At 43.5% G+C, this 25,263-nt stretch carries 27 protein-coding genes; 9 read left to right on the top strand and 18 right to left on the bottom strand.

Going from position 1 to position 25,263, the window contains the following annotated elements; all coding sequences use genetic code 11:
- Positions 1-50: 50 nt before the first annotated feature.
- The 7 genes from OH461_RS17595 to OH461_RS17565 all read right to left on the bottom strand — a co-directional run bounded on the left by OH461_RS17595 (position 51) and on the right by OH461_RS17565 (position 4,338).
- Positions 51-584 carry a lipocalin family protein gene (locus OH461_RS17595; protein ID WP_270021862.1) on the bottom strand — a complete coding sequence of 178 codons (534 nt, stop codon included), beginning with the start codon at positions 582-584 and terminating at the stop codon, positions 51-53.
- Between the two features lie 55 nt (positions 585-639).
- Positions 640-969: a hypothetical protein gene (locus OH461_RS17590; RefSeq protein ID WP_270021861.1), complete on the bottom strand. Its 330-nt coding sequence runs from the start codon at positions 967-969 to the stop codon at positions 640-642.
- Positions 966-1,511: an AAA family ATPase gene (locus OH461_RS17585; RefSeq protein WP_270021860.1), complete on the bottom strand. Its 546-nt coding sequence runs from the start codon at positions 1,509-1,511 to the stop codon at positions 966-968. The genes OH461_RS17590 and OH461_RS17585 overlap by 4 nt, the downstream gene beginning before the upstream one ends.
- Before the next feature lie 110 nt (positions 1,512-1,621).
- A complete protein-coding gene (locus tag OH461_RS17580) occupies positions 1,622-2,080 on the bottom strand; it encodes a hypothetical protein (protein ID WP_270021859.1) in 459 nt (152 codons plus the stop codon).
- A gap of 110 nt (positions 2,081-2,190) precedes the next feature.
- Positions 2,191-2,544 (bottom strand): hypothetical protein, encoded by a 354-nt coding sequence (locus OH461_RS17575; RefSeq protein WP_270021858.1) that lies wholly within the window; start codon positions 2,542-2,544, stop codon positions 2,191-2,193.
- Between the two features lie 153 nt (positions 2,545-2,697).
- Positions 2,698-3,177, bottom strand: a complete 480-nt coding sequence (locus OH461_RS17570) for a GNAT family N-acetyltransferase (RefSeq protein WP_270021857.1) — start codon at positions 3,175-3,177, stop codon at positions 2,698-2,700.
- A gap of 177 nt (positions 3,178-3,354) precedes the next feature.
- A complete protein-coding gene (locus OH461_RS17565) occupies positions 3,355-4,338 on the bottom strand; it encodes an arginine deiminase-related protein (RefSeq protein ID WP_270021856.1) in 984 nt (327 codons plus the stop codon).
- 356 nt (positions 4,339-4,694) lie between these two features.
- On the opposite strand from OH461_RS17565, the gene OH461_RS17560 reads away from it, so the two are divergent.
- A complete protein-coding gene (locus tag OH461_RS17560; protein WP_270021855.1) occupies positions 4,695-6,554 on the top strand; it encodes an ABC transporter ATP-binding protein in 1,860 nt (619 codons plus the stop codon).
- 180 nt (positions 6,555-6,734) lie between these two features.
- On the opposite strand, the gene OH461_RS17555 is transcribed toward OH461_RS17560, so the two are convergent.
- On the bottom strand, positions 6,735-6,929 hold the full coding sequence (locus OH461_RS17555; protein ID WP_270021854.1) for a hypothetical protein: 195 nt from the start codon (positions 6,927-6,929) through the stop codon (positions 6,735-6,737).
- Positions 6,930-7,212: 283 nt separating this feature from the next.
- Here OH461_RS17555 and OH461_RS17550 point away from each other — a divergent pair, with 283 nt between their 5' ends.
- The gene (locus OH461_RS17550; RefSeq protein ID WP_270021853.1) at positions 7,213-7,755 is read left to right on the top strand and encodes a phosphatase PAP2 family protein; all 543 of its coding nucleotides are present in this window, start codon (positions 7,213-7,215) and stop codon (positions 7,753-7,755) included.
- 60 nt (positions 7,756-7,815) lie between these two features.
- On the opposite strand, the gene OH461_RS17545 is transcribed toward OH461_RS17550, so the two are convergent.
- Positions 7,816-8,670, bottom strand: a complete 855-nt coding sequence (locus tag OH461_RS17545; RefSeq protein ID WP_270021852.1) for a MalM family protein — start codon at positions 8,668-8,670, stop codon at positions 7,816-7,818.
- A 113-nt stretch (positions 8,671-8,783) separates the two neighbouring features.
- Positions 8,784-10,061 carry a carbohydrate porin gene (locus OH461_RS17540; protein ID WP_270021851.1) on the bottom strand — a complete coding sequence of 426 codons (1,278 nt, stop codon included), beginning with the start codon at positions 10,059-10,061 and terminating at the stop codon, positions 8,784-8,786.
- A 468-nt stretch (positions 10,062-10,529) separates the two neighbouring features.
- On the opposite strand from OH461_RS17540, the gene glgX reads away from it, so the two are divergent.
- The 3 genes from glgX (at position 10,530) to OH461_RS17525 (ending at position 15,461) form a co-directional block, all read left to right on the top strand.
- Complete coding sequence (gene glgX / locus OH461_RS17535) at positions 10,530-12,488, top strand: glycogen debranching protein GlgX (protein ID WP_270021850.1); 1,959 nt, start codon at positions 10,530-10,532, stop codon at positions 12,486-12,488.
- 271 nt (positions 12,489-12,759) lie between these two features.
- Positions 12,760-14,463: a sensor domain-containing diguanylate cyclase gene (locus OH461_RS17530; RefSeq protein ID WP_270021924.1), complete on the top strand. Its 1,704-nt coding sequence runs from the start codon at positions 12,760-12,762 to the stop codon at positions 14,461-14,463.
- A gap of 128 nt (positions 14,464-14,591) precedes the next feature.
- Positions 14,592-15,461: a glycerol kinase gene (locus OH461_RS17525; RefSeq protein ID WP_270021849.1), complete on the top strand. Its 870-nt coding sequence runs from the start codon at positions 14,592-14,594 to the stop codon at positions 15,459-15,461.
- Here the strand turns inward: OH461_RS17525 and OH461_RS17520 are convergent, their stop codons facing one another.
- The 5 genes from OH461_RS17520 to OH461_RS17500 all read right to left on the bottom strand — a co-directional run bounded on the left by OH461_RS17520 (position 15,462) and on the right by OH461_RS17500 (position 19,328).
- Entirely contained in the window at positions 15,462-16,292 is an 831-nt protein-coding gene (locus OH461_RS17520) for a GGDEF domain-containing protein (RefSeq protein WP_270021848.1), read from the bottom strand.
- A gap of 312 nt (positions 16,293-16,604) precedes the next feature.
- Positions 16,605-17,036, bottom strand: a complete 432-nt coding sequence (locus OH461_RS17515) for a YccF domain-containing protein (protein ID WP_270021847.1) — start codon at positions 17,034-17,036, stop codon at positions 16,605-16,607.
- A gap of 83 nt (positions 17,037-17,119) precedes the next feature.
- On the bottom strand, positions 17,120-17,854 hold the full coding sequence (locus OH461_RS17510) for a sulfite exporter TauE/SafE family protein (RefSeq protein WP_270021846.1): 735 nt from the start codon (positions 17,852-17,854) through the stop codon (positions 17,120-17,122).
- A 73-nt stretch (positions 17,855-17,927) separates the two neighbouring features.
- The gene (locus OH461_RS17505; RefSeq protein ID WP_270021845.1) at positions 17,928-19,136 is read right to left on the bottom strand and encodes an MFS transporter; all 1,209 of its coding nucleotides are present in this window, start codon (positions 19,134-19,136) and stop codon (positions 17,928-17,930) included.
- Positions 19,137-19,148: 12 nt separating this feature from the next.
- Positions 19,149-19,328, bottom strand: coding sequence for a hypothetical protein (locus tag OH461_RS17500; protein WP_270021844.1), 180 nt, complete (start codon positions 19,326-19,328; stop codon positions 19,149-19,151).
- Between the two features lie 243 nt (positions 19,329-19,571).
- Here OH461_RS17500 and OH461_RS17495 point away from each other — a divergent pair, with 243 nt between their 5' ends.
- Both OH461_RS17495 and OH461_RS17490 read left to right on the top strand, forming a co-directional pair.
- On the top strand, positions 19,572-20,507 hold the full coding sequence (locus tag OH461_RS17495) for a helix-turn-helix domain-containing protein (protein WP_270021843.1): 936 nt from the start codon (positions 19,572-19,574) through the stop codon (positions 20,505-20,507).
- Between the two features lie 68 nt (positions 20,508-20,575).
- Positions 20,576-20,740 carry a hypothetical protein gene (locus tag OH461_RS17490; RefSeq protein WP_270021842.1) on the top strand — a complete coding sequence of 55 codons (165 nt, stop codon included), beginning with the start codon at positions 20,576-20,578 and terminating at the stop codon, positions 20,738-20,740.
- 1 nt (position 20,741) lies between these two features.
- On the opposite strand, the gene OH461_RS17485 is transcribed toward OH461_RS17490, so the two are convergent.
- Entirely contained in the window at positions 20,742-20,948 is a 207-nt protein-coding gene (locus OH461_RS17485; RefSeq protein ID WP_270021841.1) for a hypothetical protein, read from the bottom strand.
- A 205-nt stretch (positions 20,949-21,153) separates the two neighbouring features.
- Here OH461_RS17485 and OH461_RS17480 point away from each other — a divergent pair, with 205 nt between their 5' ends.
- A complete protein-coding gene (locus OH461_RS17480) occupies positions 21,154-21,786 on the top strand; it encodes a sugar O-acetyltransferase (protein ID WP_270021840.1) in 633 nt (210 codons plus the stop codon).
- A 52-nt stretch (positions 21,787-21,838) separates the two neighbouring features.
- Here the strand turns inward: OH461_RS17480 and OH461_RS17475 are convergent, their stop codons facing one another.
- Entirely contained in the window at positions 21,839-22,636 is a 798-nt protein-coding gene (locus OH461_RS17475) for a Cof-type HAD-IIB family hydrolase (protein WP_270021839.1), read from the bottom strand.
- A 145-nt stretch (positions 22,637-22,781) separates the two neighbouring features.
- On the bottom strand, positions 22,782-23,123 hold the full coding sequence (locus OH461_RS17470) for a hypothetical protein (protein ID WP_270021838.1): 342 nt from the start codon (positions 23,121-23,123) through the stop codon (positions 22,782-22,784).
- Between the two features lie 192 nt (positions 23,124-23,315).
- Here OH461_RS17470 and OH461_RS17465 point away from each other — a divergent pair, with 192 nt between their 5' ends.
- Entirely contained in the window at positions 23,316-25,163 is a 1,848-nt protein-coding gene (locus OH461_RS17465; RefSeq protein WP_270021837.1) for a M3 family metallopeptidase, read from the top strand.
- Positions 25,164-25,263 lie beyond the last annotated feature (100 nt).

Below are 25,263 nucleotides of genomic sequence, written 5' to 3'. Positions count from 1 at the left end.
TAAGTTTGCAAAGAACCAAGTAATGACGCTGCGCAATTCACGGCAACAACTCACTCACTTTGCTCGACTAAAATCAGCTGAGTGAGATCAAATCCACGCTCGAGCGACATGGCTTTAAACTTATCAATGACTTTTTGGTCAACCTGAGGAGTACGAGCTAATAACCATAAGTAATCGTTATTCGGCCCTGATATAAATGCATATTGATAGTTTGGCTGGTCAAGTTCAAATACCACATAAGAGCCATAAAACGGGCCAAAGAAAGAGACTTTTAAGTAACCTTTATCAGTCTCTTCAACAAAATAAGCTTTGCCCTCTGCTTGCTTCCAATTGTCCGTTTCCGCATTGTACCCTCGGTTTATAACTCGGACGCCACCGTCCTCCCTGAGTTGGTATTCCGCAGTCACCTTACTCAAACCTTTTTCAAAGGAATGATCTAACCGAGCGATCTCGTACCAAGTGCCCAGATAGTTCTTGAGCTCAAAGTCTGAAACTGGCTTAACCCCATCAGGCATCCCTAAACAACCAGAAAGCAAAAAAGCCAACGACGCAATCAATGTTCTCTTAATGAGCTTTGTTTTCATAATAGTGCCCTCATGTCTTAATCATCTGATAATTCAATACATAGCAGTTTACGAGTTACCAAACAAAAAGTTTAAAACAAGCCAGTATTAGCGCGACAGAGATTACTCCCACCCAGCCAACAAAACGGGTGACAACTTCAGGAGATTGAGGATTACAGTGAGGAAATAAAATTGCACCAAAAGAAAGCATCGGCACTAAGCCAAATAAGCCGCCAAAATGGCTAGTAGTCACTGACGGAAAAGGCGGAACCCAAGCTAAAACAAGTAAGTAAACAGAGATGAAACCAGCGGCAATATAAACCTGTTTAACGGGTGTTGAGCTGCCTCCACCAACAAAGTAAAACAGTATCAAAACAACCAATATTGCTAGGCTTAACCAAATCACTGACAACGTTCCTTATTCCTTTGCCAACTGCCCTTTAGTGATCGCTTTTCTAGCTTATCCAGAAGTTCACAAAAACTCGCCTCAATTGTTTGTCCCGCGGTATCAATTCGAATAACCTCTCCACTCCATGGATGATACTCACGATCAAGCACTTGCTGCCAAGTTGGCAACTGCAAATTTGCCACTTCATTTACTCGATTTTCCACTCGATGCTGATGCTCCAGCATATCAGAGCAACTCACCTCAATATTGATGAAATCAGCATTCGCATCGATAGCCACTTGTTGCCACTCTTCTCGAGTGAGTGGGATTGGGTTACAGGAGTCGGCAATTGCACTGTTTCCAAGTAGCAAGTTATCTCGAATCAAACGATAGCTAAGGCGGTAACCTTCTCCTTCAACACTGTAGTTGCATAAATCTCGCAATCCCTGCTCAACACTATCAATACGTATATACATGGCAGAATAGTGCTTTGCTAATCGTTTAGCTAACGTAGACTTACCACTCGCAGGCAACCCAGAAAAAATATAAAGCTTGGTCACAATTTTCCCACCTTATTAGTCATATACACGAATGGCATTAACACATTTCAGACAATAAAAAGGTTCAGATTAACGCCTGAACCTTTTCCAAAAATACGGATGTTACATGCCTACCCTACCAACACTACTTTTTCGTAATCTTGAGGAGAATAACGGCGATTTTGCTTTAAGATTAACTCAAGCATTGGCTTAACCTTACTGCTCTGAATTGCTTCGCGCAAAGCATCGTGAGTAAAACGTACACGCTCCAACATTTCCCAACCATCTACACCAAAAATGTCACCCATGCTTTGCAAAAGCTCACTCAACTGCGCTGCGGCTGGCTCATCTTCAATATAGTTCGACAAAATGATGAACTCATCTGGATCCATCTCACCAGAGTGTTCAAACTCTTCTTCATCGTTCTCAAAAATATTCCAGAACAACTCGCCATCCCAGTACTCTACGGATAACATCATCTCAGAAAAAGTCTCTTGTTTTACGTAATGAGCAATTTGATCTGAATGACGCTCAATCAACATCTGTAAAACAGGTTCAAAACTAGCGATCAGTTGTTGCTTTTCTATCATTATATATTCCCAACACAGCCTAACATTCGCGAATAATATCCAATATAAACAGTATCATAGATAACATAACTCACTAAAACCCAAGCGTCTACATTGGCTAATTGTCACAATTATTCAGGCAACCCGAACATAATTAAGCCAGCTAATGCCATCATTAAAAACACAAAAATAAGAAACGTTTTATCCCACAGAATAAAAAGCGGATAGATCAATGTGAGAAAGCGCTTTAGTAAACCTTGCTCCAACTGTGTAAAAGCGCGGTCTTCCATAAACGAAGACATACCAAACCAAACACCGCGCAAAGGGCTCCATTTAAGTACGGAGGCATAACGAGGAAAATAAACAGGGTTAGCAGTCAGCTTAAATACGATCCAAACTAAGAAAAACAGCGTGAAAAATAGCAACGTCGGGATCACTACCCATGCCATACAAATCAAAAACAAAACAACTAAAGTATCTGCCACTATTCAACCTATTCGCGCGTTACTACAAGCGCTGAATGTTACTTGTTTACTACGCTGATTTATAACTAAAAATAGCTAAGCGTTAATCTTCGCCTAGCCATTTGATTCCCATTTATGGGCATTTGATTAAGTAACTGAATTGAGTCGCGACATTTAGCTGAGAACGTAGATATGATCCGCCAACAAACGCCCACCTATTTCATAGGCTTCTGGTACTACTTGACCCAACCGAAAACCGCATTTTTCTAACACACGTTCCGACGCGATGTTGCCTTCTGTTACCACGGCTTTGAACTGCTTTACTCCACACTGCGCCTTCAAAAGTTCGAGCAAAGCGGCCAGTGATTCTGTCCCATATTGACGCCCAAAGAACTCAGGTAGAAGCAAATATCCTAATTCAGCGATGCCATTTTCCATCACACAGCCCGTCACCCCTATTGGCTGTTGAGACTGTTTATCGACCATCACCAAACAAAGCCAATGTTCAGACTCTACTGACCATGTTGGCAAACGCGATTCAAACCTCGCCCTCGCGTCAGACTCAGAAGGCGCATCAAAACAATGCCTTATTACTTGAGGCTCAGAGAGCAAACGTCGAAATAGTGGCCAGTCTTTCTCTGTGATTGGGGTCATTATCAGTCTTTCGCTCACTATTTCCATATTATGGCTCACCTATATTTTCTAAAGAAGACCAAGCAGCGTAACGTATTTTTATCTCCATAAAAACAACAATTTAGTGACTATAAATTAAAAAGCGACATGTAATGACACGTCGCTTAGGGCTCTTATGTTTTAATATAAATAGCAGCGCTACAAAGTATGGCTTCGGCTAGGAAGAAACACCTCAGCCAACATGCAACGCACACTGCCACCACCAATTGACTCAATAGTATCCACATTAAAAGACAATAGCTTACCGTGGCTCGACAGCTGATTACGCTGCGCGGGCGTAAAAGCGTCAAAAGCACTTTGCGACATGGCTATTACCTTTTGACCATTGATCGTTTCCAGTTGAAGTACATTACCGCACATCGCATTCATTTGCTCCAAGCTAATAGAAATGAGTTGCTTATCTTTCGCCAAAGATTTAAGCACAAAAGTGCGTTCAAACTGCGGAATAAGTTCATCACAAATAACACAAAACCGCTCACCAATCGCCATCATGACATTGGTATGGTAGATCGGGTTGCCTGAAGGTAAAGCGGTTTGAAATGACACCACGCGTGGATAATCTATAAGCTCAGCATACTCTTCCAATACAGCACGATCACAACGCTGAGACAGCGCCGCATACAGCGTTTTATTGACATGGTCAGCCACCACGACGCCTGTACTTTCAAGATAGGCCTGCTGCTTAATATTAGGCTGTAAATCTTGTATCTGTTCGACCTGCCGGCCCGATGCTTCTAACGCACAAACTAACTCATCAGTACGAACTTCTTGTTGACGATTTTCACACGCCATTGGGAAGGTAAATAATTGGCCGTCAGAGGTGGTACTAAACCAGTTGTTCGGGAATACCGCATCAGGTGTTGCCGTTGCCGAGGGCAAATAATCCAGTTCAATCACCTGCACACCTTCGGCGCGCAGGCCCGAAACCATCAATTGGTACTCAGACATAGCACGTTGCCTGATTTGCTGCGCAGAGAGGTCTACAACATGCTGAAATTCATTGTCTTGAGCCGTTTGTGAGTTATAACCAAACTCTTTTGGCGGTACCATAACCACACAATTAGCATTTTGTTTATTGGATAATGTAGGCGGTGACTTAAGTCGGGTTTGCATATCGTACATCAGTACAAACTCCTTTATTGTTCTATCTGTAGAAGATTGTAAACATAATGTTAATCGACATTTTACTGAGTTAATTGTTAATTAACTCAGTGAGCCATAAATATTCCTGACGAAATCCAATCTCACAGTAAAGTTTATTGTCACTCATACCTTTAATAATAATTGTCTGCATAATATTCATAACAATGAATAATGAAATGTTGTTCGGTGGTTACAATTCACACAACAAAGAGATACCATAAGCATCTCGCCACTCATCTAGGACGATTCCTCACAACAAATCGTCATTGATACTTTTTGCAAAAGATACTTAATAACATGAGTTAAACACTCTGTTGTACGTTTTAGGATGATGTATGTTTAAAAAGTTTGAGGGATTCACCAAACCCTTCCCTGAAAAAGAACCCGAACAGCCGCCAGAAGGTATTATTGCCTTTTGCCGCTATTACACCCGAGGGTTTGAAAAGCCACTGATTATCATGTCTATCATGGCCACTATTGTTGCGATTGTAGAAGTTTCGCTCTTTGGTGCCATGGGTAGCTTGGTTGATTGGCTTTCTACTAGTAACCCTGACACGTTTTGGCAAGACAACAGCCAAGATTTGATTTTTTATGGTGTGCTACTGCTGCTCGTTATGCCAGTGTTAGTCATCACTTACTCCTTGCTTACCCATCAGACATTATTGGGCAATTACCCGATGTCGATACGTTGGTTAGCCCACCGCTACCTGCTAAAGCAGAGCATCAACTTCTATCAAGATGATTTTGCAGGCCGCGTTGCGACCAAAGTTATGCAAACCTCACTGGCGGTGCGTGAAACGGTCATGAAAACCATGGACGTATTCGTTTATGTGTCTGTTTACTTTACGGCGATGATATTCCTCCTCGCTCAAGCGGATTGGCGATTAATGATTCCCATGCTTGCTTGGCTCGTCGCCTATATCTGCATACAACTTTATTTTGTACCAAAACTCAAACAAGTGGCCACAGAGCAAGCTGACGCTCGTTCTCTCATGACTGGCCGAATTGTCGATAGCTACAACAATATTGCGACAGTAAAACTGTTCTCACACAGTAAGCGTGAAACCGAATACGCCGAAGAAGGGATGCAAGGCTTCCTGAAAACGGTATATCGCCAAATGCGCTTGGTGACAGGCTTTGATGTCGCGGTAGAAATTACCAATTACATTTTGGTCTTCTCTATTGCTGCACTCTCTATCTACTTGTGGATGGACAGCGCGATCAGTGTTGGCGCAATCGCGATAGCGGTCAGTTTAGCCCTGCGTATTAACGGCATGTCGATGTGGATCATGTGGGAAGTGGGGGCACTGTTTGAAAACATGGGTACGGTGGTTGATGGCATGAAAACGCTTTCAAAACCTATCGATATTCAAGATAAAGAAGACGCAAAACCACTGGAAGTCACCAAAGGTTCTATCCGCTTTGAAGATGTTAGTTTCCATTACGGTGAGAAAGAGAAAGGCGTGTTGAGTAACCTCAACCTCGAGATCAAACCGGGTGAGAAAGTAGGTTTAGTTGGCCGCTCCGGTGCAGGTAAATCAACGCTAGTGAACTTACTGCTGCGCTTCCACGATGTTGAACAAGGTAAGATTACTATCGATGGGCAAGTCATCTCGGATGTTACTCAAGAGTCACTGCGCAGCAACATTGGTATGGTGACGCAAGACACTTCACTCTTGCACCGTTCGATTCGTGAAAACATCTTATATGGTCGACCAGATGCAAGCGAAGACGATCTTATGCGCGCAACGAAACAAGCGCACGCACATGAGTTTATTGATACGCTCACCGACCCATTTGGCAACGTAGGCTACGATGCTCAAGTAGGCGAACGCGGCGTGAAGCTGTCAGGCGGACAACGTCAGCGCATCGCCATCTCTCGCGTACTACTTAAAGATGCCCCATTACTGGTATTAGATGAAGCCACTTCGGCACTCGATTCTGAAGTAGAAGCGGCGATTCAAGAAAGCTTGTACGAGCTGATGGAAGGCAAAACGGTAATTGCGATTGCCCACCGTTTATCGACAATTGCAGCCATGGATCGTCTCATCGTACTAGACCAAGGCCAAGTAGTTGAACAAGGCAGCCACCAAGAGCTACTGCAAAACGATGGTATCTATGCTCAGCTTTGGGCACACCAGACGGGCGGTTTCTTAGGAGAGCAGCAAGATAACGACCAAGCGGAAAGCGCTTAAGTTACTTGCAATATTCCAAATAGAGGCTGCGCTTGATGTCTAGCAACAGCAGTCTCGACCAGCTATCATGAGGCAGCTATATTTCAGCTTCAACATCAAAAAGCCACTGCAATTTGCAGTGGCTTTATTATTTACTGAGCAATCCTAATCAAAACAGCCAAAGGCGCTCACTGGGTAGATTTATTTCTCGAGCGACATGCCCATTTGATCTAGATGCTGCTTGAACGAGTCGATGCTGTCTGCTTGATAAGTAGGTGAGCCATTAAAGTAGCGAGGTTTTTCCGGCAACATTGCTTCCTTCAATGCTTTCTCTTGCTCAATATCATCATGGTAAACCGTCACTCGATTTGGAATATCCTGCTTAAAAGTCGCCATAGTGTCTCCTTTCATCTGACGTGGTAATAAATCGCATACATTTAAGCGTAGAAAAAGCTTATCGAGAGTCAAAGCCAAGCCACAAACAAATCAGGCTAAAAAACAACTCATCTACAGCAAGCCCATGTTATTAAACGCTTTATTATTTATCGCTAAACGACATCAATCTTGATTTTTGTGAGCTATATTGCAGCATAAACCAAGGCAATAGTTACATTTATTTCACGCCCTATCGTCGATAATTTCGCTCATTTACCTCGGCCTTCAAACAAGGGTGACCAGCATGAAAAAACTGATTGTCACGTCAACACTCGCATTCAGTTGCTTATTCTCCAACCTTACTTGGAGTAGCAGTATCGACACTTGGGACAAAATTTCTGACATCTCGACTTATGGCTTAGTGGCAACGGCTGCTCTTATTCCCGCCTATCATCAAGATTGGCAAGGACTACAGCAAGCGGGTTTTAGCATTGGCGTCGCTTCTGGAGTAGGGTTAATTGGTAAGTCTCTGGTAGACAAAGAACGGCCTGACGGCAGTGATAATGACAGTTTTCCATCCAACCATACCGCGAATGCATTTGCCTCAGCCACGACATTGCAGCAACGTTACGGATGGGATGTTGGCATTCCAGCTTATGGCGTAGCTATTTTGGCGGGCATCGCTAGAGTTGAAGCGGAAGAACACTACTACACCGATGTTTTAGCTGGCGCAGCAATCGGCATAGCCAGCGGGTATTTTCTGACAGATCAATATCAGGGTGATTTCCAGTTGTCACCTTGGGCGACCAGCCACTCGTTTGGATTGTCGATGCATTACAGTTGGTAGAACTGTCCAAACGATAAAAGCCCTCCAATGAGGGCTTCATATTATTAATTTAGCTTGCTTTTACTTAGCATTCACCGCTTTGATAAAGACTTCTTGCGCACCTTCAATATTGAGAGCTTTCGCTTCATCAAGCAGGCTTAAAGCCTTATCTAAATTGTTCGATTCAACCGCCGACTTAATCGCATTGTGGTAGTAAGTTTGCGTTTCTGGCACCACGGTTTTGATCTCTACCTGAGCGACCGTTTCTTTCGGTAAGTTAGCCACTGGGCTAGTTTGCGCAGTATTTGAATCACTGCCAAAGCGGAAGAAACTTGCACGACCCAGCTCTACTTCCACTTTACCGGTCAGTGCATTTGGGATCATGACAGGATCCATAGGGAAATGGTTACCACGAGCCTCAGCATCTAATTGTGCTGGGTGAATAATGCCTGTATAGCCGCCGAGTTCAGATTGGTCAGTGTACACAATCAGATACATAGATTCATTGCCTGCTGGCGGGAAGAAGTCTGTATCCAAAACAAGTCGGTGACCATCAGCAAGACGAGGTTTAGTGTACTTGAAATCTTCCTGACCATACTTCGCCACGAGCTTACCCGCTTTATCAATGATCACCGCTCTAGGAACAAAAGCGGTTTCTTCGATAAGGCTCGTCACTGTGAGGTTATACTCGCCACGGTTAGCGGGAATTTCAAACACCGCCACAGGGCTATCTATACCAGCATAACTCAGGTACTGGCTGTTCTCATTGATATCAACAATAGCAGAGCCCGGCAGAGTCACCGCCAAATGCTGCAATTGATCATAAGCGCTCGCTTTGTTGGTTTGAATGACTTGCGTGTGTTGTTCGGCAGGTTGAGTAAGTTGGCAACCGCTTAACAGCACGCAACCACTTAAAATCATAGTTCGGAGGGTCATAGTTATTCCTTATTATTATTTTTTGAATATTTCCCATTAAACAATACGAGGAAATATTTAAAAAATAGCCGACGCAAGGTCGGCTATCAGGATATACAGTTTCAAGCCTTAACTTAGAACCAAGCTTCTAGAGATGCACCTAAGATAAAGTCTGAATCGCCTTTATCGCCAAATGTTGTGCCTTCTTCATCTGTAATATAAGTACCAAAGATACGGATCTCTGGACGAGCCCACCAGCTGTTACCCATTGCCCATGCTTGAGCTAGTGTTACCTTGTTACCTTCAGATTTATCTGCGCCTTTCTCTTCAGTGAAGTAACCTACTTCTAGTACTGAGCGCATGTTTTCGTTCCATTTGTACATTGGGCGAACAACGACAGACATTAGGTCGTGCTCAACTTTAGCTGAACCTACATCATAAGATTTTGCAAAAAGAACGTTGTGACCGATTTCAATGTTATCGGTTAAGCCAGCTACACCCCAGTTAAAGATACGGAAACCGTTAGCATCATTGTTGTCACCAGAACGGTCAAAGTATGAGCCCGCACCGAGACCCGCCATTTGAGCACCGTAAGAGCTTGTACCGTATTGAAATACAGTTTGGTTGAAGCCTGAGTCTAGACCTTGTTGCACGATTGCTGTTGCTAGCACACCGTCATCTGCTTTTACAGTTTGGTCGCTACCTTCGCTGGCAAAGTTATAAACCGCTGCTAGCTCTAAAGATGCGTTTTCCCAAAGGCCGATGTTTGCTAAACGTAGGTCAATTTTATGTGCGTTAACGTCTTCGTCTGATGCTACTGATTTGTAACAAGTGTCATCAGCTGGAGTGCCTGAACCCGTACATTGCTCTTTATCGAAAACAAATTCTGTTTTTGTATCAGATTTTTGAGAGCCTTTATCTTCGATTACCGCAAAAGATAGCTTCATGTCTTCGCCAACCGTGACACCTTCAATACCGATACCAGTACCTGATGTATCTAGGAAGTAGAAGTCACTGATGTGAACATCTTTACGTTGGTAGTAAGTTTTACCAGCCCATAGTGTCGCTTCGCGGTCAAACTCAAATAGGCCTTTCGCTTTTACTGCGAACTGAGCAACGTTTACGTCACCGCCAACCCAACCATTTGAACTGTCGCTGCCTTGAGCAATCATAGATTCAACGCGCCAAGTCTGCTCACCGGTTTGTAGCTCTTCGTTAAAGCCAAACTCGTAGTAGTTGTCACCTTGGTTACCTAGACGGCCTAGCTTCGCTTTTTCCCATGTAACGTCAGCACCAGTCTCACCACTCACACCAGTACTTGCACGTACGAAACCATTAAAATCTACTGCAAAAGCTGAACTAGCAGCTAGAGAAGCAGCCACTGCGGCAGCAATTAAACTTACTTTTTTCATTATTAACTCCATTTACCGTTGTAGGGTATTTTTGTTTTTTAATTTTGTTCTTATCAGTTCCTCTTTAATTCAAGGCATAGGCAGTAACACCATGATTAAAAGAGAGAAAGAATCGGAACGAGGCCGTAAAACCCCTTGATGTTTCAACGAGCAAAGATTAACCAACAACGAGAAAGTCGACTTCCTCCAACGGAAATTTATTTAGGGGGGATGAGAAAGGATGAAAGAACGAGCAAAACAGCGATTATTCGAGTCAGGTCACGATTAGAAGGTGGAGTTCTTTAGGATTAGACAAATTTTTGTAATACAAAATGCCATATAGTTCACTATTTAGAGAGTTAAGATAAATTAGTCTGAAATAAACTTTCATCTCTGCTCTATTATTTATTGGTCGAGGGGCGCTTGACCTCTTGAACTCAAACAATTTTACTTATGTATTCGCCTCAACAAGTACGATTATCGACATCAATGACTGTACCAAGCTCTAGCCCATACCCATTAGGGGCCACTTTAGATACTAAAGGGTGTAATTTCTCAATCTATTCTCCTGATAGCTCGGACATTCGTTTAGCGCTATTTGATGAGGATGGAGATTTCAGCACGCACGAATTAAGTGAACCATACGCTGGTATTCGTCATACCTATATCGAAGGGGTTCAAGCAAATCAAAGATACGGATACTTAATAACAAAAGACGGTAAAGATCATTACCTCTCAGATCCGTATGCAAAAGCCATTGATAAAGCGCTGCACTACGCTGTCCCTTTTGATTCAAATAAAAGCTTTCATCTTGCCAAATGCCTAGTTATTGATGACGATTTCGATTGGCAAGGCGTTCGTTCACCTAATCGTCCTCGTGATGAAATGGTGCTATTTGAAACGCATGTTAAAGGGGTGAGTAAACAAAATCTTGAAGTGCCCATAGAGCAACAAGGGCGTTATTTAGGTTTAGCCAGTGAAGCCATGCTTCAGTTCTACCGCGACCAAAATATAAATACCCTACAACTACTCCCTGTCGCAGCATGTATGCATGAACCCCACTTGCTCAAACAGAACATGGTGAACTACTGGGGCTATAACCCCTATCTATTCATGGTTCCTGATCCTCGCTATGCCGACAAAGATGCCGTCACCGAGCTAAAAACTGCGATCAGAGAGTTACACCGTAACGAAATTGAGGTCATCCTCGATGTCGTCTATAACCACACCGCGGAAGGTGGTGGCGATGGTCCGGTGTTTAACCTTAAAGCATTAGACTCAAACTACTATCTCAAACACGGTGCGCACTTTGCCAACTACACTGGCTGCGGTAACACTGTCGACCTCTCTTATCAACCAGCACTGAACCTAGTGATGGATACATTGCGTTATTGGGTAAGCGAATTTCATGTCGATGGCTTCCGCTTTGATTTGGCGGCAACGCTTGGTCGAGAGGGCGATCACTTCAACCCCGGAGCAGGGTTCTTTAAAGCAGTTGCGCAAGATCCGGTACTTAAACAAACCAAACTGATTGCCGAGCCATGGGACATTGGGCCAAATGGCTATCAAGTGGGCAGTTTCCCGTTTGGCTGGAATGAATGTAACGACCGCTTGCGCGATATTACGCGTAGCTTCTGGCGGGGTGATAACGGCTACCTAACTGAATTTGCAACGCGGATCATGGGCTCACGTGATCTATACAGCGCAGCAAACTGGCCATATCGACTCACCGTAAACTACATCACCTACCATGACGGTTTTTGTCTGCAAGATTTGGTCTCATACAAATCCAAGCACAATGAAGAAAATGGCGAACAGAATCGCGATGGTCACGGCGATAACCGCTCAGCCAATTATGGTGAAGAAGGGGAAACCACAAGACCATCGATCATCGCTATGCGTGAAAAGCAAAAACGTAACTTTATGGCTAGCCTACTGTTTGCATTTGGCATACCCCACATCTTAACCGCTGATGTTCTATCCCATACCCAAAAGGGCAACAATAACGCCTATTGCCAAGATGGCCCTATCAGCTGGATAAACTGGCAAATGGACGAAAACAAGCAAAGCTTTAAAGCTTGGTTGGCAGAAATGGTCGCAGCAAGACAAGAATATATGCTGCCATTTATCCGCGCGTTCAGTGGTGAACGCCGTAACCATAATCGGATATTCTGGCGCCGTATCGACGGCAAATTTATGGAGCATGATGATTGGAACAATCTCACTTCCGTCGCACTACATTTAGGTATTGATGAAGAAGGCGACGAGCTGTTTTACTGCATCAACCAAACCAATGCACCTGCGCGATTCACACTACCGAGTAAAAATGATCAGCAATGGAACATGATCTGTAACACCAGTAACAATCAGCTTCATCAAAGCATTGATAACAAACAGATCCTAATTGAACCTGTCTCTATGGCTATATTTCACTTCAAACGCAGTTAGCTTACCCGGCGGCCCATAAACTAAGGCGCTGTATTAGCGCCTTAGTTTATGCCTGTTAAACAGCCAACATTAATCACATTGTGCATTGATATGCGTAGAAAATGCGTTTAGTATACGCGACACAAATCACAATAATCAGCCAAGACTGAATAGAAATGCTATTTAGATCACAGGCTATGCATAACTACGTTGGCAAATAATATTAATCATGGCTTTACCTAAGTTTATTCTACGTACGCTCAGGCCGTACATAATACTGTTATCTCTCGGGATGATTTATCTCGCGTATCAACAACTCAATGCTTCCGAGCTCAACGCTAACCGCCAATCCTTGGCAAATCTCAACACTTCTTCGCATCTCGTTTCCGCCCAAGTCGAAGCCGCTATCAGTAAGCTCTACTTACTAAATGATGCACAATCTATTTCCGAGTTTGACCTAACCGCACAGCGCATTCTCAAGCACTCTCCCTCTTACGCTGACATCATCTCTGTCAACCATGAAACCAAACAATTTCGCTCTGCCAATTTGGACAGCATTAAAGCTGAGCAAGACGCTGACATTCAATGGACTACGCTGCAAAGGCTATCAAGTGATATCGCTCTCTCATCGCTGTATGAGAAAAAGCCGAACTATTGGGTTTTCGCGGTGAAATACACACCGAACAAGTTGAAAGAAATTTGGCTAGAGTTCGATTTGATGCACACCACTCAAAGTCTGCGTGGCTTACGGACGCTTTCAGAAGGCTATGTTTTTGTCATCGACCAACACACTGGCAGATTGATATTCCATCCTGACCCTGCACGCATCGGCACAAAGTCGATTAGCTTTCACAGCGGCATTAGTGAACTGATTCAAAACAACACCAAATTTGGCGAGCTCGAATACTATTATCGAGATCAATTCAAAGTCACCGTCTTTGATGCCAACAACCCTTATGGCTGGGTATTTATTTCTGGTACCGACCGAGCTGACATACTAGCCACTTCATATCAGTTTTCCCTCACCGCTATCGTCATTGCTTCCCTATTACTACTCGCTATCGCGATTAACTATTTCTCTTTTCAGCTCAATCAATCATTAGCTGAACTCAATACCAAGCGAGAACTGGCTGATTTCAAATACCATCTTCGCCATATTTTTGATCGATTCTTGCCCCATCAAGGTGTGCAGTTTTGCTTATATGATGCGGACTACGGCCATTTCAGTACCATTGATTTCCACGGCAACAGTAAAATCATCCTTACGGATCCACGCCTTGCGCAAAGTTTTTCAGTCAATAACTTTAGCTACTTCGGGAAAAAGTACGCCGATCCTCTTGCTAAAATGCTCAAGATCGAATCACGCCATTATTCGATCCCGCTTTTCAGTAAAGGGGAGCTTATCGCGGTTATCTATGTACAATCATTGCTGCCGACATACCGTAGCGTACTGCGCATGATTCGTGACTTTTCTGAGGTCGCTCTATCCAACCTCATCCTGCACAAGCAGCTTCGTAGTAAAGACGTCATGACACATCTCGACAATAAGATGACTGTGCGCGAAGAGATCGAACGCAACATCGATGATGAAAGTGTCTACTTTGCCCTGTGCGATCTCGATCACTTTAAGAAAGTTAACGACCAATACGGTCACTTATGTGGTGATAAAGTCATCTTAGCTACCGCTGAATTGATGGAGAAATGCTTCCCTAAGCCGGGCGCAATTAGCTTAGCGCGTTACGGTGGCGAAGAGTTTTGTGTGCTGTTTCATGCCAACGATCAAAATGACGCCTATGAACAATGTGAGTTATTCCGTCAACTAATGGAGAAAACCGCTATCGATTTTAACGGCCAGCAAGTCAGAGCCACGATCAGTATCGGTATCACTCAAGTAGATGCAACCCAACACATCACCATAGGCCGGGCAGACAAAGCGCTCTATCAAGCGAAAGGGCTAGGCCGCAACCAAGTGGTACTAAATACCTTTAAATCTTAATTAAGGAGGCTTCGGCCTCCTTTTTCATCCCTTTCATTTAATGCACTCCGCATTATCCTCCGTTGCAGTAGCGTAGAATATAAAGATAAGTAAAATAAAATCTATCGGTGACACAGGGACAGTCGATTTTGACCAAACAAAAAATATCCACATCACAGCTTGCCAAGTTAAGAGGCGTTGAAGCGAAAACACTGTTTAGCGATCTCAAACTCGCCGGTTACATTAACCGTAGCGAAGAGAGCTGGGTGCTAACAGAGTTAGGCTGTAAATTTGGTGGTGAATACATTAACCACAGTAAATTTGGTCAGTTCATCGTTTGGCCTGAAAACCTATTAATTGATACCGATGCTACCAGCGGAAAGCGATTAAGCGCCACCCAAATAGGGGAAAGGCTGAAACTTCCTGCCAAAAAGGTCAATCAATTATTAAGTGAGCTCGGCTGGATAGTTAAAGTGGATAACGGCTGGCAAGTGAGCCCATCAGGTTTAGCTCATGGTGGTCAACAGCAAATAGACACCCATAATGAGCAACAATACGTGTTATGGCATGATTCTATCGCACGCAATAAGCGCCTAAAGCAGTCTGTGGTCGAGTTTCTCGGTCAGGATGCTCAGGCTCACGCTACAGACAAATCCATCTCAAGCTTTCGTCAGAAGTTTGAAGCCAAACACCGAACTTTAGACGGCCACTACGTGCGATCACAAGGCGAGCTTCGCATCGATAACTGGTTGTACCTAAACGGCATAGTTCACGCCTATAACCGTCAACTTCCTATCGAACAAGACGTATTGAGCGACTTTTATCTACCGAGTGGCAAGGTGTACCTTCAATACTGGGGGGATGACCACGGTGAAACGGATGAAAAAGAAAGGGTAGAAATTCGTGCTATTTATCAACAGCACGAATTTGCGTTAATTGAGATCTTTACTGACGAAATAGACCAACTAGATAAAGTTTTACCCAGTAAATTACGCGCTTACGGCATTAAGGCTTACTGATTAGCTTAAGCCAAAGACATGCTCATAATCTGACTTACGGTACTTTTTCATTTGATAGAGATTTTCGTCCGCCTCAATAATGGCCGCTTTATAGTCATTATGCGTGCAGGCAGCCGTTCCATAGCTAAATTTAATTTTGTCACCATCACTTGCGTGCTCAACAGCATCAATAAAAGACTGGGCATTATTCGTATCAATTAGTGCGATAAACTCATCACCACCAAATCGCAATATGTAGCCAGAGTCACCACACGCTTTAATCATATGCTCAGAAAAAGTCTTAAGCACGTGATCGCCATAATTGTGCCCTTGAGTATCATTAATCTGTTTAAAATCATCCAAATCAAAATAGAATAGCTGGTACTGCCCCACCGGAATCAAATCAAGTGCGGATCTTGTATAAGCGCTGGTTAAGTTGTCTGTAAGAGATAGCGTGTTCACTTTCTTAAAGTGATGATACAAGCCGTAGATAACACACCCATAAGCAGCTATAAGCAAAGCCTCGTCAAGTAATGCGTCCGCAAATGGGAAAGGCTCGCTAATCGCATTATCTACTGCGATTATTTCAGTAATGGCATCATAAGCGCCATTGAACACCGCGAAAACCAGACCGATTTTAATGACTCTGGATTTAACCAACTTCCCAACTAAAGAAGCAATCAAAATAACGCAATACAAACGTGTCACTTCAAGTAAGTAGTCGTACACCGATTCGATTGGAATAGAAAAAGCAAAGACAGGAATAAAATAAGCCAAAGGTACAATCGAATACACGATGGCTTTTTTCGCTATTTGGTTAAAAAGCTCATGACTATTGAAAAGAGTTCTCATGACATACTGCGTCCACAAACGAAAAAACAGGGTAATTCTATCAGTTAACCGTAGATTTTAATGCAATCAATCCCATATTTAGGTAAAACTTGTCTCACGCATTCACCTTGCATAAAGAAAAATGAAACTATTAGCATAATTGAGAATTAACAAACGGCCATTTTATAAAACAATTCATTAAAAACAATACCCTAGAGCACAAAGCAAAATCTATAAGCCTCAAATATGGCGGTAATAAGCAGTTCTTACCACTTTTTGAAGGCACAAAAAAACGAGGTGCTATGACCTCGCTTATAAGAAACTAGAAAACAATTAACGACGTAGAGCGTAACGAGCCGCTGCCGCTTCTTCTTTTGACACCACTGTTTTACCAATTGGAGCCAATGAGATCACTGCCAGTTTCAAATGCTGCAGCGCAAATGGAATACCAATAATCGTCACAAAACACGCCACTGCCGATAAGATATGACCTATCGCGAGCCATAAACCAGCAAAGATAAACCAGACCACATTACCAATCACGCCTAACGGGCTTGTGCCAACATCCATCTCATTAGTTAAGTCACTACGAGAAATAGCTTCTTGTCCGAATGGGAAAAACGAAAAATTACCCATTACAAAGCAAGCACGTCCCCATGGAATACCGACGATACTAATAAAGGCTAATAAGCCAAATAGCCACCACAGCAGCCCCATAAATACACCACCACATATAAACCAGATGATGTTTCCTAATGTTCTCATAACCTTCTACCCTCTTGTAAAAACGGAAAATAAAAATGAGAGAGTGCTGCTAGTATCTCACGCCAACATGAACAGAGAATGAACTAAGTAGCGACAATTCCCTGCCACACCGCGGTTGCTCCACTTATAAAACATAGCAATAAAGCGCCAACACGTATTTTCTCTTTCGGTAAAGATTGGGTTGTGGCCCTTGCTAATCGATAGCCTATCCATGCCGCAGGAAGCAATGGGAGAGTAATCCAAACATGATGTAACGTTAAAAACCCTGCGGGCATTTGCACACAAAGGGAAATAATGGAGCTAAACACAAAGAACGCCGATAAGTTGCCACGCAATTGGTTTGCTTCTTGGTGTTGCAGAAGCAAAGCCATTGGTGGGCCTCCGATAGAAGAGCTCGTACCAAAAAATCCTGAGAAGAAGCCTGCTACCCCCATACGCATTGGCGTTGGTTCGATTCTAAAAGGCAGTAAACTAACCACAACAGCAAATAACACTAACCCACCAAGCCAAAGCGCCAACAACTCCGTCGAAACCATGACCAGTAATACCCCGCCCGCTATCGAGCCGGGTACGCGGCCTATCAAGGCCATTTTTAAGCCACCAATTTCGATGTTACTTCGATGTTTTAAAGCATTTAACACTGAGATAAACAGCGCGACTAAACAAATAGGAGCTGGAACATAGTCAGGCGAGACTAAAAAGAGTAATGGTGCAGCAACGATAGCAAGACCGAAGCCTATTGCAGTTTGAACAAACGAACCTAAGAAGATAAGGCCTGCTGCTAGCATTGCCTCTGCTGTAAACCAGTCCGCGTACATGAGCATCTCACAAACAAAAAGAAAGCTGATTATAACTCAGCTTTCTTTGATAAGTTTATAGATTGTTTGAATTTTATGCGGCTGCCAAACGAACCACAGGCTTATCGTTAATCGGGATATGCAACAGTGCAGCAATGAAAGCAAGTACCACTGTCGACCACCAAATTGAATCATATGAGCCATAGTAATCGTAAATTCGACCGCCAGCCCATGCGCCTAAGAAGCTGCCAACCTGATGGGTAAAGAATACTAAACCATATAAAGTCGAAAGATAGCGAGCTCCAAAAATTTGTCTCACTAAACCTGAGGTAAGTGGCACCGTTCCTAGCCAGCAAAAACCAATCGCAGCACCGAAAATAGCAGCGGTACTCTCTGTAACTGGCAAAGTAACAAATGCAGCAATCACTGAGGTACGCATTAGGTACAAAGCAGACATCACGTAACGCTTGTTAAAGCGATCGCCCATGACACCCCAGAAGTAAGAGCCAAAAATATTGAAAATACCCACGTAAGCTAACGCCATCGCTGCACTTGAGGCTGGAAGATGCTTATCAGCCAAATAGCTAGGTAAGTGAGTGGCGATAAACATTACGTGAAAACCGCACACAAAAAATCCTGCGTGAATCAGCCAATATCCACGATGAGAAAAGGCTTCTTTTAACGCTTGAGTCAGCGTTTGGTTGTCTTGTTCAACTTGAGCTTGTTGAGCACTACTCTTCTGACTGGTTTTCATAAACAAGCTCAACGCTACCATAACGGTGCAAAGCATAGCGAAAACCTGCATTGCCTGTTGCCAGCCAAAGTCCGTCAGTAACCACTGCGCGCCTGGAATCATAGCGAACATACCAAACGAGCCTGCCGCAGTCGTTAAACCAAAGGCTTTGGCTGCATGCTGAGCGGGTACTACTTTCGCAACAGCACCGAGAACAATTACATAACTTGTCGCACTTAAACCTAAACCAATCAACACACCCAACGAGATATATAACATACTCGATTCAGCGGCGATTGAAGTTAAATACAAACCCAAAGCATAAAAAATGGAGCCAAAAAATATGATGCGCTTTGAGCCAAACTTGTCAGCCGCCATACCAACAAATGGCTGGAACATACCAAACAGCAAGTTTTGCAGCGCAATAGCAAAGCTGAAAAACTCTCGCCCAGTTTGAAAATGCTCAGAAATTGGCATCATGAAAATACCAAACGACTGGCGAATGCCTAAACTGGTGATCAAAATTCCTATGCCCAGCCAAACCAGCAAAGGAAAACGGAAAATACTCATAATCAATAACTCTTAATGATGGTGCAAATGATGCTCATGCCCTTCAGTACCGCTTTGTTGATGGCACCCCATATCAACGGCATGTTGAGCTAAAAGGTTTAGTACTGGCTCCCAGTTATGCACCACATACAAGGTGATACCGAGAGCAAGTAACATTCGTATTAATTGCGCAGTAAGTGATTGCGAAAACATAAAATACCCCTGCAAATTTGAGAGCGCGGAGTGTAGAGATTATTGCGACATCCAGCCAATGACATTTTGTCAGCATAAATATGCATCAAATGCATAGATATCAAATGTCGCCCTCTTACCCATACCAATAACCGTTGCTTTAATCATTGTCGGCTCACTCTTTGCTCACCACCATTGGCCTAATAGACATTATTCGCTAATATCAAGCCAACTTACTCAACAAGACTCAGTAAAGGATGACTGATGTTAAAAGTTGCGATCTTATCTCACCCCGACGTGTCCTTATTCGAACTAAGCTGCGCTGTCGAGCTGTTTGCTTTGCCTAGGCCAGAGTTTGAAGATTGGTATCAAACAAAAATCATCAATTTAGATAATCAAACCATTAACTCTACGGGCAACGTGTTACTGCAAACAGAACATGTAGACTCCCTAGAGCAGTTTGATCTCCTTGTAGTACCCAACTGGCCAAACCAACCTAAAACCATTGACCAAAAAATCATTGATGAAGTGAGCCTGTTTGCGAGCCAAAATAAACGCATTCTCTCTTTTTGTTCTGGCGCTTTTTTACTGGCTGAACTTGGATTACTGGATGGGAGAAAGGCAACAACTCATTGGCAATTTGCTAAAACTTTTCAGCAACGATTTCCTCAGGTCCGGTACGTCGAGAATGTCTTGTATGTCTTTGATGGGCGGTTGGGATGCTCAGCGGGAAGCGCGGCAGCGTTAGATCTAGGCTTAGCCGTGATTCGGCAAGATTTCGGTTATCACGTAGCAAATCAGGTGGCTAAACGCTTGGTTGTTTCTGCGCACCGAACGGGTGGCCAATCTCAGTTTGTTCAAAGCCCTGTATTACAAATTCCAAACCAGTTTTCAGAATCCTTGCAATGGGCGAGAGCAAACCTAAAACGTTCAATTAATGTCGACATGCTCGCCAACAAAGCCAACATGTCACGCCGTACCTTTGATCGTAAGTTTCGCGCCAGTTTAGACCTAACTCCCCAAGAATGGTTAATCATTCAACGGACGGAACTAGCCAAAGGGTTGTTGGAGAGTGAAGACCTCAGCATTGAGCAATTGGCCATTGAAGCGGGCTTTAATAATGCAGTAAGCATGCGCCACCACTTTAGGCGCATCGTAGGCGTTTCGCCCAGCCAGTATCGTGACCAGTTTAAGCGCTAATGCTTACGCGTGCTTACATTAATCGTTTTTTATCTCGGTATGCTGATAAAAAACTATCGAGGTTAAATATGAATAGACTACTACTGCCACTTCTACTTTTGTTGTTAGCCGGTTGCGCCGAAACAAGAAACGAACCCAAGCCCGCTGAGGATCATCCCATCGCAGAAGATGATGTTGGCGGCGTCATTGGCTGCGCCATATTAATCTCACTAGGGGATGAATGCCCCGAGTAATTTAGTAAATACTTATGCCTTCACAAGCGACACCGTTGCGGTGTGGAGGCTTAAGTGTCGTATCCAGCTTCACAATTGAAGTCGGGACATCCAATACTGGCTCTGATTTATTCAACTTCTTCAAATAAACCAGATCATCAAAATAATAACTGAATAATACCACGGCGATTAGCGCCAATGATAAATGCATAAACTGTAGATTTCCCATAACAGCCCCCATCTTTAAGCTGCCGAAAATCCTAACACCACAAACTACGTAGTGGAGTAAGCGAATGTAATGCCCTTTTTTAATAAAGAGCACTCATAACGCACCTAATGTGCGCTTTGGCTCGCAATCACTCTTTCCTACAGATGATGATAAACAATCAAAAGCTGACAATCTCTATTAGATACTTCCATCTAGGTAACTCAATATGAGCAATAAGCTGTCTGATTTTTCAGTGCACATCGCCATTGATAAAGCGCTGTGTAAAACCCAAGATAGAACTAAAGATCTACTTTACGATTATAATCATGCTCGACCATCTGATCGCGCCAAAAAACATCAAATATTGGAGCAGCTGTTAGGCACATACAACGGCGAAACCATCACCCCGCCGTTTTATTGCGATCTTGGTGAAAACATTCATTTTAAAGGTGGCGGTTTTTTTAATACTAATGTCACTATCTTAGATTTAGCGCCTGTGTATCTTGGTGAATATGTTCAACTTGGCCCTAATGTGGTCATCAGCACCGCTGGCCATCCTATCGACATGGCAGAACGTGTGTTGCCAATTGCATTAGGTAACCCGATTACCATTGGAGATAATGTCTGGATAGGCGCAGGAGCTGTCATTCTCGATGGCGTCACGATAGGTGACCGCAGTGTGATTGGCGCAGGCAGTATCGTCACTAAAGATATTCCTGCGGATTGTGTTGCGCTAGGCAACCCTTGCAAAGTGGTTAAACACATTCAACATGGCCAAATCCCTAGTGATGAAGAGCTAGAAGAAATGTGGCGACCTATCTTTGAAATGGAAAATGCCGAAAGAGAAACCAGCGACTAGATAGACAAACAAAAAAGCCCAGCAAATCGCTGGGCTCTCGTTAACTCAAAACTTATAGCACCGTTTCTTTAATCACTTTCAACACACCAGAGTCATTATTGCTTGGCGCACTGAACTTAGCGTATTGCTTAACTTCTGGGTGCGCATTTTCGACCGCATAAGAATGGTAGCTCGCCTTTAGCATCTCGACATCATTAAAGTAATCGCCAAAACTCATTGTCTGCTCATGGCTAAAACCTAGCGTTTTTTGTAAGTGCTCTATTGCAGCACCTTTTGATGCTTCCGCATTCATGATGTCCAGCCAAATTTTAGCGCTTACGACCACTTGGTGTGAGTGACCAAATTTCTCATTCATGGTTGGGTAAACATGCTTTTCAGTGCTGTCAAAATGGCAGATTGCCACTTTAATGAACTCATCTTCTACCGTAAGTAAATCGTCAACGTATTGGCATTCATGGTAATACTTACTTAGCTCTGCTATCGCGGTAGGATCTTGCGTTTCAATATACGCGGACTTTTTGCCACAAAGCACCGTGTAAGCACCGTCAATATTGCGCACCGACTTTATAACCTCAACGATGGTTGGATAATCAAGCGGGCAACTATACAGCTCTTGTCCTTTGTGCATCACAAGTGTGCCGTTTTCGGCCACGAACATCATCTCATCTTTAATCGGAGCAAACGTGGTTTGTAAACTCGCATATTGACGACCAGAGGCGGCCGCGAAAATGATCCCTTTATCTGTTAACTGACGATAAATGTCATAGAACTCAGGATCAAGTTGAGAGGATTCATTTAACAGGGTGCCATCCATATCAGAGGCAATAAATTTGATGTTCGATGCAGGCATTCAATAAAGCTCACGTAAATATTGGAACGTGCAGATTGCTCGATCTCCGTTTTATTGTAAACCCCTAAACACGGCACAATTAGATGATCAAATTATCCTATTTTCCCTTTAATACAGGGCGAAGCGCTTAAGCCCTGCCGAAAACTTAGCAATTACGAACGGCTATCACTTCATAATTATCGACACTTTCGATCCCATAACGGAACGTCACGTGCTTACAGACTTTTTGCTCTTGATGCTGATAATCCACTTTGCCATGCACATAGACCCAACCTAGCGTATCCGTCGCAGAGGAAATCTCAGCCAAATATACCGCTCCCTCATTAACAATCGCTGAAGGGTCCATCCACTCTTTATGATGTGCGATATCAAACAAATAACTATTCGCCACCTTTTCCAAATCTTTTGGTACGAGATACCAATGGTAATAGCCAAACGCGGCAACCCCAGATAACAATACCGCGCACACCTTAACAATAGGGCTCACTACTTTTCCTTAACGCCAAAAACCAACTCTATTACTGATATATGTCATTTTACATAGCAAACGATTGCTTATGTTCATAGTTGACTATTTTTGTGACATAATCTTCATTGTTAAGTTATTGATAACCATTATTTAAATGGATAGAACCATTAGCCCATACACTCTTGTTGGGCTGTAGTCACAAGGATTCACATGAACGCTACTCAATATCTCAACGAGCTCAATGCTCGTTATCTCGCGATCCATCGAAACAAAGAAGATTTTTTCTGGGAAACCTACATGGGCATCAGCGATGACCATCAAGGATCAGCCGAAGCGCAAACCAAGTGGACGCAGTTCCTCAGCGATGCGGAAAACATTGTTGAGACTAAAAAACAATTAGAGACGGCTATCTCTATTACGAATGAACAAGAAAAAGAAGCGACGATCCATGGCCTTAAAGGTTGGCTAGCCGTGTTCGAATCGCACGCGATTGAAGATACAGACACGCAGAAGAAACAAGCAGAGCTGATCAAATTTGAATCCGAGCTGTTTAAGAAAAAGCAATCACATCCGCTGATGTATCAAAACGAATCCGGCGAACAAGTTGAAGGCTCACTCCCTGTTATCTCTTCTGCGATTCGTACCAGCGATAATACCGAGGTTCGCCAATCAGCTCATCAAGCGCTTCTAAATTTAGAGCAATGGCTGCTAAAAAATGGCTTTTTAGAGTTAGTTAAACGTCGTAACCAGTTTGCTCGCTCACTGGGCTACAAAAACTACTTTGACTATTCCGTACTTAAAACTGAGCACATGAGTAGTGATGAGCTATTCACCATTCTTGATGATTTTGAAACACGCACTCGCGATGTTCACCTTACAAGTTTAGATAACTTAGCCACGAGCAAGGGCGCTCAAGCGCTAGAAGGACATAACTTCGTTTACTCCTACTCTGGCGATGCAATGCGCGATCTTGACCCATATGTGCCATTCTCGAAATCACTGCGCCGCTGGGTTGAATCTTTTGGTCGCTTAAACATCGAATTTTCTGATGCAGAACTAACGCTTGATCTACTTGATCGCAAAGGCAAATATCAAAATGGCTTCTGTCATGGCCCGGTTCCTTGTTTCTATGACCAAGGCGAATGGGTAGCCGCGAAAGTGAACTTCACCAGCAATGCAAAACCTGACCAAGTCGGCAGCGGTTACAGCGGAATGAATACTCTGTTCCACGAAGGCGGCCATGCAGCACACTTCGCCAACATGAAGCAAAACGCGCCATGTTACTCAATCGAGTTTGCCCCAACCTCAATGGCTTATGCAGAAACGCAATCGATGTTCTGTGACAGCTTGTTGAAAGATGCCGACTGGTTAAAACTGTATGCATTAAATGCTGATGGCCAACCCGTACCAGATAACATTATTCAAAATATCACCATGAGCGGACAGCCGTTTAAAGCCTATGAAGAACGCTCAATTCTCGTTGTACCCTACTTCGAACGTGCGCTATACCAATTGGATGATGACCAGCTACAGCCTGAATTAGTCACCAAACTGGCCCGTGACTGTGAAAAACGCATCCTTGGCCTTGAATGCAGCCCTCGACCACTGATGGCAATCCCGCACCTGCTGTCTGACGAAGCCTCATGTGCTTACCAAGGCTATCTGCTTGCGCACATGGCGGTATACCAGACTCGTGCCTACTTTACCGAGAAATTCGGCTACCTAACCGATAACCCAGAAATCGGCCCTCTACTCGCCGAGCACTACTGGAAACCGGGTAACAGCCAAACCCATAACGAAACGATCGTGGCATTAACGGGCGAAGGTTTTAACGCTAAATATCTCGCTGATATTTGTAACCTAACTCCAGAAGAAGCGTGGCAAGCTCAGCAAGAGAAGATGAATAAACTAGCCAAGCGCACTCAAACTAAACCTAACCAACTTAAGGCATCGATCAAAATTGTTGACGGCGCGACTGAACTAGCAAGTAACCAAAACTCAGACGCTGAAATGTTCGATCAGTTTGAAAGCTACATTGCTAAGCAATACGGCTGCTAATCGACTATCGTTAGTGATTAGCGATTAACTGCCCATTCTTTACCTAATAAGCAACAATTTGCCCAAACCAAAGCAAGTTGTTGCTTTATTCAATATAAAC

This window comes from Vibrio sp. LaRot3, from assembly GCF_027587025.1.
Taxonomy (GTDB): domain Bacteria; phylum Pseudomonadota; class Gammaproteobacteria; order Enterobacterales; family Vibrionaceae; genus Vibrio.
The sequence above is the reverse complement of the archived record's forward strand: the minus strand, read 5'-3'. Positions and strand labels throughout refer to the sequence as shown.

Coding starts and splice junctions, on each gene's coding strand:
- OH461_RS17495 (WP_270021843.1), top strand. CDS start 19,572: ATGTTAAAAGTTGCGATCTTATCTCACCCCGACGTGTCCTTATTCGAA.
- OH461_RS17565 (WP_270021856.1), bottom strand. CDS start 4,338: ATGTACGATATGCAAACCCGACTTAAGTCACCGCCTACATTATCCAAT.
- OH461_RS17595 (WP_270021862.1), bottom strand. CDS start 584: ATGAAAACAAAGCTCATTAAGAGAACATTGATTGCGTCGTTGGCTTTT.
- OH461_RS17485 (WP_270021841.1), bottom strand. CDS start 20,948: ATGGGAAATCTACAGTTTATGCATTTATCATTGGCGCTAATCGCCGTG.
- OH461_RS17555 (WP_270021854.1), bottom strand. CDS start 6,929: ATGGCGACTTTTAAGCAGGATATTCCAAATCGAGTGACGGTTTACCAT.
- glgX (WP_270021850.1), top strand. CDS start 10,530: ATGACTGTACCAAGCTCTAGCCCATACCCATTAGGGGCCACTTTAGAT.
- OH461_RS17560 (WP_270021855.1), top strand. CDS start 4,695: ATGTTTAAAAAGTTTGAGGGATTCACCAAACCCTTCCCTGAAAAAGAA.
- OH461_RS17520 (WP_270021848.1), bottom strand. CDS start 16,292: ATGAGAACTCTTTTCAATAGTCATGAGCTTTTTAACCAAATAGCGAAA.
- OH461_RS17505 (WP_270021845.1), bottom strand. CDS start 19,136: ATGAGTATTTTCCGTTTTCCTTTGCTGGTTTGGCTGGGCATAGGAATT.
- OH461_RS17515 (WP_270021847.1), bottom strand. CDS start 17,036: ATGAGAACATTAGGAAACATCATCTGGTTTATATGTGGTGGTGTATTT.
- OH461_RS17480 (WP_270021840.1), top strand. CDS start 21,154: ATGAGCAATAAGCTGTCTGATTTTTCAGTGCACATCGCCATTGATAAA.
- OH461_RS17465 (WP_270021837.1), top strand. CDS start 23,316: ATGAACGCTACTCAATATCTCAACGAGCTCAATGCTCGTTATCTCGCG.
- OH461_RS17580 (WP_270021859.1), bottom strand. CDS start 2,080: ATGATAGAAAAGCAACAACTGATCGCTAGTTTTGAACCTGTTTTACAG.
- OH461_RS17530 (WP_270021924.1), top strand. CDS start 12,760: ATGATTTATCTCGCGTATCAACAACTCAATGCTTCCGAGCTCAACGCT.
- OH461_RS17545 (WP_270021852.1), bottom strand. CDS start 8,670: ATGACCCTCCGAACTATGATTTTAAGTGGTTGCGTGCTGTTAAGCGGT.
- OH461_RS17490 (WP_270021842.1), top strand. CDS start 20,576: ATGAATAGACTACTACTGCCACTTCTACTTTTGTTGTTAGCCGGTTGC.
- OH461_RS17570 (WP_270021857.1), bottom strand. CDS start 3,177: ATGACCCCAATCACAGAGAAAGACTGGCCACTATTTCGACGTTTGCTC.
- OH461_RS17510 (WP_270021846.1), bottom strand. CDS start 17,854: ATGTACGCGGACTGGTTTACAGCAGAGGCAATGCTAGCAGCAGGCCTT.
- OH461_RS17540 (WP_270021851.1), bottom strand. CDS start 10,061: ATGAAAAAAGTAAGTTTAATTGCTGCCGCAGTGGCTGCTTCTCTAGCT.
- OH461_RS17500 (WP_270021844.1), bottom strand. CDS start 19,328: ATGTTTTCGCAATCACTTACTGCGCAATTAATACGAATGTTACTTGCT.
- OH461_RS17475 (WP_270021839.1), bottom strand. CDS start 22,636: ATGCCTGCATCGAACATCAAATTTATTGCCTCTGATATGGATGGCACC.
- OH461_RS17550 (WP_270021853.1), top strand. CDS start 7,213: ATGAAAAAACTGATTGTCACGTCAACACTCGCATTCAGTTGCTTATTC.